General features: G+C 67.6%; 13 protein-coding genes. 8 read left to right on the forward strand and 5 right to left on the reverse strand.

Annotated elements, in window-relative coordinates; genetic code table 11:
* Nucleotides 1-113: 113 nt before the first annotated feature.
* The 5 genes from ACPTTF_RS06960 to ACPTTF_RS06980 all read left to right on the forward strand — a co-directional run bounded on the left by ACPTTF_RS06960 (nucleotide 114) and on the right by ACPTTF_RS06980 (nucleotide 6,383).
* Nucleotides 114-1,022 (forward strand): SphA family protein, encoded by a 909-nt coding sequence (locus ACPTTF_RS06960; protein WP_423370687.1) that lies wholly within the window; start codon nucleotides 114-116, stop codon nucleotides 1,020-1,022.
* Nucleotides 1,023-1,439: 417 nt separating this feature from the next.
* Entirely contained in the window at nucleotides 1,440-3,524 is a 2,085-nt protein-coding gene (locus tag ACPTTF_RS06965; RefSeq protein WP_423371850.1) for a TonB-dependent receptor, read from the forward strand.
* Nucleotides 3,524-4,321, forward strand: a complete 798-nt coding sequence (locus ACPTTF_RS06970) for an ABC transporter ATP-binding protein (protein ID WP_423370688.1) — start codon at nucleotides 3,524-3,526, stop codon at nucleotides 4,319-4,321. The genes ACPTTF_RS06965 and ACPTTF_RS06970 overlap by 1 nt, the downstream gene beginning before the upstream one ends.
* Nucleotides 4,318-5,346, forward strand: coding sequence for an ABC transporter substrate-binding protein (locus ACPTTF_RS06975; protein WP_423370689.1), 1,029 nt, complete (start codon nucleotides 4,318-4,320; stop codon nucleotides 5,344-5,346). Before ACPTTF_RS06970 ends, ACPTTF_RS06975 begins: the two co-directional genes overlap by 4 nt.
* Nucleotides 5,343-6,383 (forward strand): FecCD family ABC transporter permease, encoded by a 1,041-nt coding sequence (locus tag ACPTTF_RS06980; protein ID WP_423370690.1) that lies wholly within the window; start codon nucleotides 5,343-5,345, stop codon nucleotides 6,381-6,383. The genes ACPTTF_RS06975 and ACPTTF_RS06980 overlap by 4 nt, the downstream gene beginning before the upstream one ends.
* A 255-nt stretch (nucleotides 6,384-6,638) precedes the next feature.
* On the opposite strand, the gene ACPTTF_RS06985 is transcribed toward ACPTTF_RS06980, so the two are convergent.
* On the reverse strand, nucleotides 6,639-8,015 hold the full coding sequence (locus ACPTTF_RS06985; RefSeq protein WP_166963044.1) for an ATP-binding protein: 1,377 nt from the start codon (nucleotides 8,013-8,015) through the stop codon (nucleotides 6,639-6,641).
* Nucleotides 8,016-8,741, reverse strand: a complete 726-nt coding sequence (locus tag ACPTTF_RS06990; protein WP_166963042.1) for a response regulator — start codon at nucleotides 8,739-8,741, stop codon at nucleotides 8,016-8,018. It lies immediately after the preceding gene.
* A 246-nt stretch (nucleotides 8,742-8,987) separates the two neighbouring features.
* On the opposite strand from ACPTTF_RS06990, the gene ACPTTF_RS06995 reads away from it, so the two are divergent.
* The 3 genes from ACPTTF_RS06995 (at nucleotide 8,988) to ACPTTF_RS07005 (ending at nucleotide 10,860) form a co-directional block, all read left to right on the forward strand.
* Nucleotides 8,988-9,734, forward strand: coding sequence for a MipA/OmpV family protein (locus ACPTTF_RS06995; protein ID WP_423370691.1), 747 nt, complete (start codon nucleotides 8,988-8,990; stop codon nucleotides 9,732-9,734).
* 230 nt (nucleotides 9,735-9,964) lie between these two features.
* The gene (locus ACPTTF_RS07000; RefSeq protein WP_423370692.1) at nucleotides 9,965-10,294 is read left to right on the forward strand and encodes a hypothetical protein; all 330 of its coding nucleotides are present in this window, start codon (nucleotides 9,965-9,967) and stop codon (nucleotides 10,292-10,294) included.
* A 53-nt stretch (nucleotides 10,295-10,347) separates the two neighbouring features.
* Nucleotides 10,348-10,860, forward strand: coding sequence for a hypothetical protein (locus ACPTTF_RS07005; protein ID WP_423370693.1), 513 nt, complete (start codon nucleotides 10,348-10,350; stop codon nucleotides 10,858-10,860).
* 31 nt (nucleotides 10,861-10,891) lie between these two features.
* Here ACPTTF_RS07005 and ACPTTF_RS07010 read toward each other — a convergent pair whose 3' ends face one another.
* From ACPTTF_RS07010 to ACPTTF_RS07020, 3 genes are all read right to left on the reverse strand, one after another.
* On the reverse strand, nucleotides 10,892-12,124 hold the full coding sequence (locus ACPTTF_RS07010; protein ID WP_423370694.1) for a transglycosylase SLT domain-containing protein: 1,233 nt from the start codon (nucleotides 12,122-12,124) through the stop codon (nucleotides 10,892-10,894).
* 88 nt (nucleotides 12,125-12,212) lie between these two features.
* Complete coding sequence (locus tag ACPTTF_RS07015; RefSeq protein WP_423370695.1) at nucleotides 12,213-12,509, reverse strand: hypothetical protein; 297 nt, start codon at nucleotides 12,507-12,509, stop codon at nucleotides 12,213-12,215.
* A gap of 25 nt (nucleotides 12,510-12,534) precedes the next feature.
* Nucleotides 12,535-13,695: a porin gene (locus ACPTTF_RS07020; protein ID WP_423370696.1), complete on the reverse strand. Its 1,161-nt coding sequence runs from the start codon at nucleotides 13,693-13,695 to the stop codon at nucleotides 12,535-12,537.
* Nucleotides 13,696-14,206 lie beyond the last annotated feature (511 nt).

A 14,206-nucleotide genomic window follows, 5' to 3' on the forward strand; every position in this document is an offset into this window, starting at 1 on the left:
TGTTCTCCCGAACGTCGTCTTTTTCGCCGCTGTCGTGCGCTTTACATTGCGTCTCCCCGGGCCTGCGATGCCCGGCTCGTGATTACACGATAACAATCCGGTCTGGAGACGACATGAAATTCACATTGCGACGGGTGCCGTTGGCACTCCTGATCGCCAGCGCCATTCACGTTCCGGCGTCGGCCACGGAGAACGGGCAGATCAGCTATCCGTTCGGCGTCAACACCGTGCTGAACGGGCTGCTTCCGCCCCCCGGCAACACGCAGTACTTCAACTACGCGCTGTACTCGGCATCGAACCGGTTTGCCGGGCCGGACGGCGGCAGCGCGGTGCCGGGGTTCCACCTGAGCGTCGTCGCGGAAACGCCGCGCGTGGTCCACACCTGGGGCGCAACGTTCGGGCCGTTTTCACTGTCGAGCAGCGCGATCGTACCGATCGTGCACCTGCATCTGTCGACGCCGGGCGGTACGGGAAACCGTACGTCGCTCGGTGACGTGATCCTCGAGCCGTTCATGATCAACTATGCGAACGCATCGAAGACCTTCTTCGCGTTCTTCTCGCCGTCGTTCGCGGTGCCGACCGGCGCGTACGCGGCGAACCGGATCGCGAACACGGGGCTGAACACGGTTGCGTTTCTGCCGTATGTCAGCACGACCTGGTTTCCGGGCCGCGACTGGGAGATCTCGACGACCACGCTGCTCGAGTTGAACTCGCCGAACCATGCGACGCGATACCACTCGGGGGCGGTCGCCGTGCTCGACTACCTGATCGGCTATTCGATCGAGCGGCGCGTGCAGATCGGCGTGCAGGGCACGTTCCTGAAGCAGTTCACCGACGATACGCAGGACGGCATCAAGGTCGCGTCGGACGGCTTTCGCGGGCAATCGGTCGCGATCGGCCCGCAACTGCGTTACATGTGGGGACCGGCGTCGGGTGTGGTCGTGAAATACCAGCACGAGTTCGCGGTGCGCAACCGGCCGCAGGGCGACAAGCTGTGGGTGCAGTTCAGTTTTCCGATCTAGGCAGTGCCGTTGTGCCGGCCGGTCGCGGCGCGCGTCATGAGCGCACTGCCTTCCCGTCGGCCGACGCAGTCGTATCGTCGACATGGGCGCTGGAGTGCTGACCGATTTATCCAGGGATGCTGTCGCGGCGAACCTTCACGGGCTCCAGTCTCAGGCGCGGACGCACCGGCCCACGAATCCTGACAAAACCCTGACGAGATAAATTGATATAACGTATCATCCGACGTTTGGATCGCCGGCCGTCCGGGGTTGTCGGGCAAGCCACGTGCGACGAAACCACACGAAGACCGATACGAAGTGACGAAGACGAAACACATGCGGGCACGCGACGCACGGCTGCCCGCCGGCTCGCGCCGGAACGACGGGGGATGGCGCTCGCGTGCCGCGTTCGGTTGTGCCACCTGGGTGGGCTGTGCGATGGCGACCTCCGGCGCGTTGGCCGCCGAAACGGCGGCACCGGACGATCGGCATGCGCTGCCGACCATCAACGTCAGCGCGCGATCCGCACCGGCCGACCCGCTGACGCAACCGCTCAAAACGGGTTCGCGGCTCGGGCTCGCGAGCCTCGACACGCCCGCGAGCGTCGAGTCGGTCACGGCCGACACGATCGACGCACGCGGCGATCGCACGGTGCTCGACGCGGTCACGCGCACCGCGGGGTTCGCGAGTGCGATGGCGCCCGGTACCGGCGGCACCGCATTGAGCGTGCGCGGCTTCAGCGGGCAGGAATCGGTGATGACCCTGCTCGACGGCGTGCGGCTGATGCCGGCAGCCGGCACGATCACGTTCCCGTTCGATACGTGGTCGGTCGAGCGCATCGAGGTGCTGCGCGGCCCGGCGTCGGTGCTGTACGGTGAAGGGGCGATCGGCGGCGTCGTCAACGTGGTGCCGAAGCGGCCGCAGCGCACGCGCGAGACGACGCTGCAAGTCGGCGTGGGGGCCGACGGCGCGAAGCGCTTTGCGTTCGATACGACGGGTGCGCTCGGCCCGCGGCTGTCTTACCGCTTCTATGCGAGCGATGCGCGCGCGAACGGTCTCGCCGAGCGCGCCGATACGCATACGACGGCCGTCGGCGGCGCGCTGAAGTTCGACGTGAGCCCGAAGCTCACGCTGACGCTCGACTTCGACTACGGCCGCCAGATGCCGGCGACCTACTATGGCGTGCCGGCGCCGAACGGCGTGCTCGATCTGTCGCTGCGCAAGCTCAACTACAACGTCGGCGATGCGACGATTGCCTACTACGACCAGTGGACGCGCCTGTCGGCCAGCTACCGTCCGACGGCCGGCGTGACGATCGACAACCAGCTCTACTACCTGACGTCGAACCGCCACTGGCGCAATGCCGAATCGTATGCGCTCGATCCCGCGGCGGGTCTCGTCACGCGCGGCGACTATCTCGACATCGGCCATCACCAGCGGCAGATCGGCGACCGGCTGAGTGCACGCTTCGACGGCTCGCTGTTCGGTCGCGCGAACCGCTTCGTCGTCGGCACGGAATTCAGCCAGGTCACGTTCGACGGCACCAACAACTCGCCGTACGGCGGCGAATCGACGGTGGCTGCGCACGGCTTCGATCCCGGCGTGTTCACGAGCCCCGACCCGACGGTGCCGCAGTTCAGCACGCGGGCACGGCAGGCCGCGGTGTTCGCCGAGAACCGGCTCGAAGTGCTGCCGCGGCTCGCGTGGGTGAGCGGCCTGCGCTACGACCACATCGCGTTCAGCCGCGAGCAGGCGGCGAGCGGCGCAGGCTTCGACAAGCGCTTCGCGAACGTCGGCTGGCGCACGGGCTTCGTGTTCGAAGTCGCGCCGACGCTCAGCGCCTATGCGCAATACACGACGGGCGCGGAGGGCCTCGGCTCGCTCGTGACGCTGTCCGCGTCGCAGGCGAACTACCGGCTCGCGACCGGCGAGCAGTGGGAGGCCGGGCTCAAGCAGACGCTGCTCGACGGCCGCGCGTACTGGACCTTCGCGGTGTACGACATCACGAAGCGCAACCTGCTCAGCACCGATCCGTTCAATCCCGCACTGCGCCAGCAGGTCGGCCGGCAATCGTCGCGCGGCATCGAGCTGACGGGCGGCGCGCGGCTGCCGCACGGCTGGACGATCGACGCGAACGTCGCGCTGCTGCGCGCGCGTTATGACGAGTTCAACCAGAAGGTCGGCGGTGCGACGGTGTCGCGCGCCGGCAATGCGCCGGCCAACGTGCCGCAGCAGACGGCGAACCTGTGGCTCGGCTGGGCGTTCGCCGAACGCTGGCAGGCGAATGCGGGCGTGCGTTACGTCGGCGCGACGTACGGCGACGACGCGAACCGTGTGCAGGTGCCGTCGTACACGGTGTTCGATGCGTCGCTGCGCTGGCAGCCGACGTCGCGTACCGAGCTGGCGCTGTACCTGCGCAATCTCGCGAACCGCACGTATGCGGTGACGACGTCGAACGGCGGCGAGCAGTGGCTGCTCGGCCCGTCGCGCTCGGCGGAGCTCGTCGCGACGATGCGCTTCTAATGCGGCGCGGCGAGCCTCCCGTGGCGCACATGCTCGACATCGAACGCGTGAGCTGGTCTCCCGGTGGTGCGATCGCCGTGCTCGATTCGGTGACGCTGAGCGTGGCCGAAGGCGAGTTCGTCGGGCTGGTCGGCCCGAACGGCAGCGGCAAGACGAGCCTGCTGCGCTGCGTGTTCCGTTACGCACGGCCCGATGCGGGCCGTGTCGCGCTCGACGCGCAGGACGTGTGGCGCATGCGGCCGCGCGCGGTCGCGCAGCGTATCGCCGTGCTGCAGCAGGAGACGCCGGACGATTTCGGGCTGACGGTCGACGAACTGGTCGACATGGGGCGCACGCCGCACAAGCGGCCGTTCGATGCGGAGACGGCCGACGATCGGCGGATCGTCGAATCCGCGCTGCGCGACGTCGGCCTCGTCGAGCGCCGCGCGCAACGCTTCGCGTCGCTGTCGGGCGGCGAGAAGCAGCGCGCGCTGCTGGCTCGCGCACTCGCGCAGCAGCCTGAACTGCTGCTGCTCGACGAGCCGACCAACCATCTCGACCTGCGCCATCAGCTCGAACTGCTCGCGCGCGTGCGGCGCCTCGGCATCGCGACGCTCGCCACGATTCACGACCTCAATCTCGCGGCCGCGTATTGCGACCGGCTCCACGTGCTCGCGCATGGCAGGGTCGTCGCATCGGGCACGCCGGCCGACGTGCTGACCGAAGCGCTGCTGCGCGACGTGTTCGGCGTCGCCGCGCTCGTCGATCGCCATCCCGTCACGGGCCGGCCGCGCATCACGCCGCTTCATCCGGAATGACCACCATGCCGTTTCCTGTCCCGTTCTCCGCCTTGTCGTCCGAATTGTCGTCCGCTTTGTCGTCGGTATCCCGCCGGCTGGTTGCCGCGACCCTGCTCGGCTGTACGGCCGCTCATGCGGGTGCGTATCCCATTACCGTGCGCAGCTGCGATCGCGACGTGACGTTCGAACGCGCGCCGACGCGCGCGGTGAGCAACGACGTGAACCTGACCGAGATGATGCTCGTGCTCGGCCTGAAGGACCGGCTCGTCGGCTACACAGGCATCGGCGGGTGGAAGACGGGCACCGCCCACGTGCGCGACGCGTTGCGCGGCGTGCCCGAACTGGCGAGCCAGTATCCGTCGCGCGAAGTGCTGGTGGCCGCGCGCGCCGACTTCTATCTCGCGGGCTGGAACTACGGGATGCATGTCGGCGGCCCGGTGACGCCCGCGACGCTCGCGCCGTTCGGCATCCGGACGTACGAGCTGACCGAATCGTGCTCGCACGTGATGAAGCAGGCGGGCGCGTCGTTCGACGACGTGTTCCGCGACCTGAACAATCTCGGCCGGATCTTCGGTGTCGACGCGCGCGCCGCGCAGGTTGTGGCCGCGATGCGCGCACGTCTCGCGGTGGTGACGCGCGCGATCGGGCATCCGGAGCCGCTGCGCGTGTTCGTCTACGACAGCGGCACCGACAAGCCGATGACGGCGGGCGCTCTCGCGATGCCGAGCGCGCTGCTTGCGGCGGCCGGGGCGCGCAACGTGATGGCCGACCTGCCGCGCAGCTGGACGCAGGTGAGCTGGGAAAGCGTGGTGGCGCGCGATCCGCAGGTGATCGTGATCGTCGACTACTCGGCCGTGACGGCAGCGCAGAAGCAGCAGTTCCTGCTGAGCCAGCCGGCGCTCGCGCGCGTGGCCGCGATCCGCGACCGGCGCTTCATCGTGATTCCATACGATGCGGCGACGCCGGGCCCCGAGAATGTCGCGGCCGTCGAGACGCTGGCGCGCGCGCTGTATCCGGCCGCGTTCGCCGGCCCGGCGCGATGAGCGTGCCCGTGCGTGCAGCGCGGCCCGGCATGCGCATGGTGCTGCCGGTGCTGGCGCTGTTGCTGATCGTGTCGATCGTCGCGTCGGCTGCATTTGGTCCGGCGCCGATCGCGATGCCGGCCGCGGTGCGGATCGTCGCCATGCACCTCGTGCCGGCGTTCGGCGAGGCCGGCGCGCTCGCGGCGGGGGTGGGCGACGACAGCATCGTGTGGCTGATCCGGATGCCGCGCGCGCTGCTCGCCGCGATCGTCGGCGCGACGCTGGCGGCGGTCGGCGTGGCGCTGCAGGCGGCGACCGCGAACCGCCTGGCCGATCCGCACCTGCTCGGCGTGAGCGCGGGCGCGATGCTCGGCGCCGTCGCGGTCACCGTGCTGGCCGGCGCGGCATTCGGCCCGTTCACGCTGTCGGCGGCCGCCTTCGCGGGCGCGCTCGCGGCGACCGCCTGCGTCGTGGCGCTCGCTTACCGGCGCGGCCGGCTCGAATCCGACCGGCTGCTGCTCGCGGGCGTATCGGTGTCGTTCATGATGGCCGCGTTCGGCAACCTGCTGCTGTATCTCGGCGATCAGCGCGCCGCGTCGTCGGTGCTGTTCTGGATGCTCGGCGGCGTCGGGCTCGCACGCTGGGATCTGCTGCCGGTGCCGGCCGTCTGCGCGGCGCTCGCCGGTGGCGCGTTGTATGCGCGCCGGCGCGAACTGAATGCGCTGATGTCGGGCGACGTCGCCGCAGCCGGGCTCGGGGTGCCGAGCGCGCGGATGCGGCGCGAGGTCTTCGTCGTCGCGTCGTTCGCGACGGGCGCGATGGTGGCGGTGAGCGGGGCGATCGGCTTCGTCGGGCTCGTGACGCCGCATCTGTGCCGTCGCGTCGTCGGTGCCGAGCACGGCAGGCTGCTGCCGGTTGCCGCGCTGACCGGCGCGATCCTGCTCGTGTGGGCCGATGTGGCCGCGCGCACGCTCGCGGCGCCGGAGGATCTGCCGATCGGGATCGTGACCGCGATGTTCGGCAGCCTGTTCTTCGTCGCGCTGTTGCGGCGCCGCTGAGCGACGCGCATGCATCGGCGGTAGGCGGTCAGGAGCTCAGGAGCTCAGGCGCGCAGGTGCTCAGGTGCTCAGGTGCTCAGGCGCGCAGGTGCTCAGGTGCTCAGGTGCTCAGGTGCTCAGGTGCTCAGGTGCTCAGGTGCTCAGGTGCTCAGGCGCTCAGGTGCTCAGGCGCTCAGGTGCTCAGGCGCGCAGGTGCTCAGGCGCTCAAGCGCTCAAGCGCTCAGGCGAGGGCGGCCAGCGCGCCTGCCGCGCGCTTCATCGCCGCGGGATGGCCATGCCCGTGCCGGCGCCGAATGCATCGGCAGGCGCGAGGGGATCCGGTACGTCGAACAGGTTGTCCGGCAGCGTTCGCGCGGGCAGCGTGATCACGAAGCGTGCGCCGCCGAGCGGTGAATCCTCGAGCCGCACGTCGCCGCCATGCACCTGCGCGACGCGTCGCACGATCGCGAGCCCGAGCCCGAAGCCGCCGGTCTGCCGGTCGCGGCTGGAGTCGAGCCGCTGGAACGGTTCGAACACGCGGGCGCGCTCGGCGGCCGGAATGCCGGGGCCATCGTCGTCGACGCTCAGCACGAGCGTGCCGGACGCGTCGCTCGCGGCGGCGAGCAGCACCGTGCGCGATGCATAGCGCGCGCCGTTGCGGATCAGGTTCAGCAACGCGCGGGCGACCAGCTTCGGGTCGCACACGTGGGTGGCGGGTGCACCGAGCGTCGACACGTCGAGCGAGATGCCGCGATCGGCGATATCGTTCGCGACGTTGCCGGCGACGCTGTCGATCAGCGCATCGACGACGACTTCCATCGGCGCGAGCTGGCTCGCACCCTGTTCGAGCCGGCCGATCGTCAGCAGCTCGGTGACGAGCTCGTCGAGTTCGCGCACGTCGCGCCGCAGCGCGTCGCGGCGTTCGCGCATGCGTTCCGTTTCGTCGGGCTCGGCGAGCAGCGCGAGCCCGAACTCGAGCCGCGCGAGCGGCGTCTTCAGTTCGTGCGAAATGCCGTGCATCATTTCGCGTTGCTGCTTGATCGACGCCTCGATGCGCTCGGCCATGTCGTTGAACTGTTGCGACAGTTCATAGATGTTCGACTTGCCGGACAGCTTCACGCGTGTCGCCAGCGTGCCGGCGCCGAATGCGCGGGCGGCCTCCTGCAGCCTGCGCAGGTCGCGCCAGTGATAGTGAACCCACAGCACCACCGCGAACAGCGTGGCGAGCGCGAGCAGCAGGTACGCATAGATCCTGATGTCGAGATCGAAGGCTTCGATCGGCCGCGCATGCAGGACCGTACCGTCCGCGAGCGGCATGTAGTAATCCTTGCCGTTGTAGCTGATCGCGATCCGGCCGGCATTGAGATCGCGCAGCGGCACGCCGCTCAATTGCGCACGGGCGGCGGTCATCGACAGGAAGCCGAACCCTTCGTTGCCGTGTTTCGCGAGCTCGCGCAGCGCGAGTTCGCGCTGCCCGCCCGGATGGCGTTCGAGGTAGTCGTTGAGCACGAACGCATAAGTCGTCAACGAGTCGCGCTGCGCCTGCGCAACGCGCTCGTAGAAGATCCGGTCGAACGCCAGCTGGATGAACAGGATCGACGCGGCGACGAACAGGATCACGACGAGGTACAGCCTGATCAACGGGCGCAGCATTTATTCGTCCCACGCAGAAGGGCTGAACAGGTAGCCGCGGCCCCAGATCGTCTTGATCTTGTGCGGCTCCGACGACGCATCCTCGAAGCGGCGGCGCAGCTTCGAGATGCCGGAATCGACCGAGCGGTCGAGTCCGTCGAACTCGATCCCGCGCAGCTGCTTCAGGATGTCGTCGCGGCTCAGCACGGTGCCGGCCGCGCGCGCGAGAATCAGCAGCAGGTTGAATTCGGCAGTCTTCAGGTCGACCGGCTCGCCGCGCCACGTGACGGTGCGGTTCGGCGGCGAGATCGCCAGCTCGCCGAACAGGAGCGCTTCGGGCGCGGCCACGGGCGCTTCGGCAGCGGCCGGCTGCGCACGGCGCAGCAGCGCACGGGCGCGCGCGACCAGCACGCGAGGTTCGATCGGCTTCGTCACGTAGTCGTCGGCGCCCGTCTCGAGGCCCGCGACCTGGTCGTAGACGTCCAGGCGCGCGGTCAGGATCAGCACGGGGACGTTGGTGAACGCGCGGATGCGCCGGCAGACTTCCATCCCGTCGAGATTCGGCAGCATCAGGTCGAGTATCACGAGAGCAGGCTGGTGCTCGCGCACCGCTGCGACGGCGAGGTCGCCGCGCCGGACGACCGTCACCGCGAATTCATAGCTGTCGAGATATTCACGGACGAGCTGCGCGAGGCGGTCGTCGTCCTCGATCAGCAGTACGCGGTATTTGAGCGGATCTTCGTTCATGGTCTCCTCAGGATGCACGCGCCATCTCACGCCCCGGCAAGCCGGTGTGCGGCGCGGCCCGCAAATTCTATCCGGCGCGTCGAAGACCGGGGGAGCGGTACGACAATCTCGGACAATCGAACACAATTGAGCACAGATTTTCCGAAGATTCAGGACAGTCTCGGCGCAGCGCGGCACCTAGACTGCGGGCTCCGTCACTCTTATCTCAATATTGTGCGCCCAATACTCCGCCGCTACCGCTATTGCATGCCGCTCGCCGGCCTGACCCTTGCCGCCGCCGCCCACGCGGAAAACCAGTATTCGCTTTCGCTTGGCGGCGGTTTCGCGCCGCGCTACCAGGGCAGCAACCAGTATCGCGGCGTCGTTGCGCCGGGGTTTTCCGCGAAGTTCGGCAACGGCTTCTTTATCGACAGCACCGAGGGCGCGGGCTACCGGCTGGACCTGCCGCACGGCGTGTTCCTGTCGGCGGCCGTGAGTTACGACGCGGGCCGCGCCGACGAGAACCGCTTCGACATGCCGGGCTCCGACTACCTGAAGGGGATGGGCCGGATTCCGGGCTCGGTGCTGGTCGGCGTGCGCGCGGGCGTGACGCTCTTCAACGCGGCGGAACTGAGCGTCACGATCGACACACCCGTGACGCACACGTCGCGCGGCGTGTCGGGGCACATGGATCTCGCGGTGCCCGTGTTCAAGACCTCGCAGCACGAGATCATCCTGACGGGAACCGTGCATGCGGGCTCGGGGCGCTATACGCAGACGTTCTACGGCGTGACCGACGCGCAGTCGATGACGAGCCGGTTCCGGCCGTATTCGACGAGTGGCGGGATCGACAGCGCGTCGATGGCGGTTGCGTGGAACTGGACGCTGTCACAGCACTGGTCGGTGCTCGCGACCGGCGGCGTGACGCGGTTGCTCGGTCGCTACGGCGACAGCCCGATCGTCCAGTCGCGCAGCAACTACTACGCCATTGCCGGCGCGACCTACAAGTTCTGAGCGGATCGTCGCGGTAGGTGTGGCGTGGCGCAGCCGGCGGGCTCGTGCCGTCACGCCGTCACGCCACGCAGCGTGCGGTAACATGCAGGCGGCTTTGGCGGCAGGCCGAATCCGTGGCCTGGCGCACGCAGAATCGGCGTGGTCCGGGCGAGCGGAGCCGATCAGGCATGCAACGCCCGGCAGCCTGGGAACGCCGCTGAGGGGCCGCCGGGCGCAACAGGGAGAATTCGATGAAGAAGACGATCGCGATGATGATGGCGCTGGTTGCGGGCGCAACGTTTGCGGGATGCACGGACATGAAAACGAAGAATGCGACCGCCGGCGGCATGGTGATGAATGGCGAGCCGGCGGTCACGTCGCAGGCATGCAAGGCAGACGCGGGGCCGGACGACGCGCTGGTCGGCAAGGCCGAAGCGGATGCGGCAGCGCAACTGGATGGCTGCCTGTGGCGCGTGCTCGAGCGCGACGGCAAGGCACTGCCGGGCACGATGGATTACCGGCAGGAACGCCGCAATCTCGGCATTCGCGACGGCAAGGTAATTTGGGTGCGGCGCGGGTGACGGGTCGTGCCGGCGTCGGCGTGCCTGCGGGTACGCGAGCGCGTGTCGTCGGCATGCATGCCGTGCCCGGCATCGCCGCGTTCGCGAAGCTGTCCAGGGCAGGGGCCTGCGCGCTGACACTGACGGTGCTCGGCGCACTGGCCGGATGCGGACGACATGACGACGCCGCAGTGCCGGCGTCACGCACCGTATGCATCACCGGCTATAACGAGTACACCCGCAAGCTTCACGAGTTCTGGCTCGACAACGAACACAAGTCGGGATGCTTCGGCAATCCGTCCGCGCGGGAGGCAGGCGAGGCATTCGGCGGCGGTGGCGCTTTCGCGTGCGGCTGCCAGATCACGCCGGGGCAAACGGTGAAGCTGGCGTGGGCGTTCGCGCAACCGCTGGCCGAGATCGAGCGTGGCGTCGCGGCGGAACAGAAGACGATCGACGTGACGATCCCGCAGCCGGAATCGTCGACGTCGCGCTATCTGCGTGTGTATTTCAGGAAGAACGGCACGGCCGAACTGCAATGGGTGGACGACATGAACGCGCCCGAACCGCCGCCGACCGTGGAGAAATGATCGCCGCGCGACGCGTGCGATCGGCGGTGCGCTACTTCGAGATGTACCACAGCGCATCCGCGCTGGCGCGCGAAGGCGGAGCGGCTGCGGCCGGTGCTTGAGCCGGCGCGGGCGGCGGCGTGTTCGACGTGATGGCCGTCGGCAGCGTGGCCGGAATGTTCGCGGTCGATGGCGAGGCCGCCGTCGTTCCCGACGTCGAAGGCGTATTCACGTACCACAGCGCATCGGCGGACGCGGTGCGTTTTGCCGCCGTTGCGGTCGTTGCCGCCGGACTGGCTGTCGTATTCGCCGCTGCATTCGCCGACTTCTTCGATCCGGTGGCCGCAGCCGTTGCCGGGCCTCCCGTACCGGCCTGCGCCGTCATGCCGGCGCCATTGCCCGCACCGCGTTGCGCGCGCGCCTCGAACGGCCCGAGCTGGAAGATTAACGTTTGCGCGGGACGTGTCAGGACGGCATACGGAAACTGCAGCTCCCACGACATCAGCACGCGCCCGGCCGACGTCTCGGTGAAGATCGCCGGCACGTGCTTCATGTCGCTGAACTGCACGTAGATCCGCGCGCCGTCGTCGAACACCTGGGTCGGCTTCGCCTGGTCCGCACCCGTGACCGTCCATCCGAAGTTGTACGAGCCGGCCGGGCCGGCGGGGCCGCCCTGCGGCGGCGGCGACGGCGGGGCCGACGAAATCGTGCGCGGACGCGTGACCTGCGGCGGTGCGGACACGCTCAGGCTCGCGAACGGGTTGTACGCCTGGGCCTGTTGGGGCGGCGTAAAGGACGGTGGAAGGATAGGCATGGGAGTATCCGGCGAATCCGGCATGGTCCGGATTGCATCATAGACCTTGCGCGCATACGCGAGGCGCTTGTCGGGTGATGCGGAGTTGTACGCGCCGATCGCGTTCCAGTTGGCGCCGAGCTGGCGAATGTTCTGCGACAGGATCCACGCGCCGACATACGCGTTCGTGCACGCATCGAACAGGCTCTCCCGCGTGATGCCTTCGCGCGCGAGCGTCGGCAGCCAGGTGCTGTTGATCTGCATCAGGCCGATGTCGACCGTGCCGTTCGTGTTGGTGTTGACGGCGTTCGGATTCATGCCCGACTCGACCTGCGCGATGCCGCGCATCAGGCTGACGCTCACGTGCTGGAACGCGGCCGCGTCGTCGAGGCAATCGGCCCGCGCGACGCCGTGCAGCGCGCACGACATCGCAATCGTCGAGGCGATTTTCAGCGTTTCTCGGCTGATCGAACGGGTTGTCTGACGCGGCATGGCAGGATGGGGCGGAATCCGGCCGCCCGGTGCAAGGAAATTACGCGAGACGCGAAGTTTGCCATAGCGAGCAGGCAAATGGCTCGCGTCAAACTTTCCTTTGCATTTGCCCATGCGTTCGCCACGCATTTTTATCGTGTCCGATCACGGGGTTTGGCGACGCATTATCGGTAAAAATGGCCGGTTTTTCGCGCGAATGCCGGGGCAGGGGGACGCCGGAATACTGACGCGTCGCGTCATTCATTCCGGGAAATCGGTGCTGAATCAAACCGGATGAAATCGCGCGGCAGTCGGTATCCGGGATGAAAAGGGCGCTGGAAAGGCGATTCAAAAAACAACGGCGGCCAAAGCTGCCGTACCGGTGAATGCGGATTTGACCAGACACGCGGCGCGCAGCCGGTCGTTTTGCATCAGAAGCGGTGACGCAGGCCGAGGTTGACCATCGTCTGCGAGCTCGTGCCCGCATAGCCGTACGAACCGATCGACGCCTGCGCGGCCATCGAGCCGCCCTTGCCGTCGCCGGTCTGGCCGCTTGCGTGCTGGTACGCAGCGCTCAGGTAGACGTCGGTGCGCTTCGACAGGTTGTAGTCGGCGCCGGCCGATACCTGGTGATAGGTGGCCGACGTGTCGCCGCCCGAGCGCGTGTAGCTGTAGCCGACGCCGACCAGCAGCGCGTTCGTTGCCTGGTAGTTCACGAAGCCTTGCCCGGTGTTGTAGTGCTCGTTCGAGCCGAACACCGAGCTGGCGTCGCGACGGTACTGCGCGTTGCTGTAGCCGAGGCCGAACGTGAACGGGCCGGCGACGTACTGGCCCGCGATGCGCGCGATGCCGATCGAATGCGCACTCGCATAGCCGCTGTTGATCGGGCCGTCGAACGTGCCGTCCGACGAACTGGTCCAGCCGCTGCGCCGGGCGTTCGACGCGGGGCTGTTGGTCGTGTGCAGGTAGCCGCCCGCGACGCTGAACGGCCCGTTGTTGTACGACACGGCGGCCGAATACGAATTCGCGGCGCCGGTGCTGCCCGCGATGCCGCCGAACGAATACATCGCCGAGAATTGCAGGCCCGAATAGACGGCCGACGTGTACTTCACCGCGTTGTCGACGCGGAAGCTGTTGTCGTAGTTGTCGACGTCGCCCGGCGTCGCGAACACGCTGCCGAGATAGTTGTCGGCGGTGATGCCCTGCACGAGATCGACGAGCGGATCGTACTGGCGGCCGAACGTGAGCGTGCCGTAGCGGTCGCTCGTCAGTCCGACGAACGCCTGCCGGCCGAACAGGCGGCCGCCCTGGCCCTGTCGGCCGTTGCTCGGGTCGAAGCCGTTCTCGAGCTGGAACAGCGCCTTCAGCCCGCCGCCGAGATCCTCGGTGCCTTTCACGCCCCAGCGGCTGCCGGCCAGGTTGCCCGCGCTGCTGTTGCCGAGCATCCACGCGTTGTCCTTGCCCTGCGCATGGTTCACGTAGGTGATCGACGTATCGATCACGCCATACAGCGTGACGCTCGACTGCGCGTGCGCGACGGGTATCGTCGCGAATGACGCGATGGAAATCAGCGAGAGGGTCGTGCGTTTCATGTCATCTCCTTGCGCATTGGCTTGTGTTCGTGATCCGGAATGGCAGGAGACTACCGAGCCCGATTAAAACGGCAAAAATGAAATTCTCTTTTGTGGCCTGAGGGAGACGGAGGTGTCCTCCGATCTTCGCGATCGAGGGATTTAAATTATTGGAAATTGCGTATCAATTGATTGGCATTTCGCGATTTGGCCATTGCGGCTTGCAAATCTCGCGATAATTGCAGGCAATTGACGGATGAATCAAGACGGTCGGGATATTGTTATCGATCCGTTAAATAATTATTGAATGAATCGAATTGGCCGGGGTGTAATGAATGTGTTAGCCGCGCGTCGCGCGCGCCCGGCGACGGCCTCACGGGCTGGTCACCCCGTCCTCGTCATTGGCGCTGCGCGTGCGGAACGCCATGCTGGTGCCACGCCAGCGCGACCGGCAGCGCCGCGCCGCTCGCTGGCGCGCTGCGGCAGCCACCGCGCACCGAAACCCCGGCCGCCGATCCGGTTTTGTATATAA

It is taken from the genome of Burkholderia crassaminum (assembly GCF_964265005.1).
Lineage (GTDB): Bacteria > Pseudomonadota > Gammaproteobacteria > Burkholderiales > Burkholderiaceae > Burkholderia.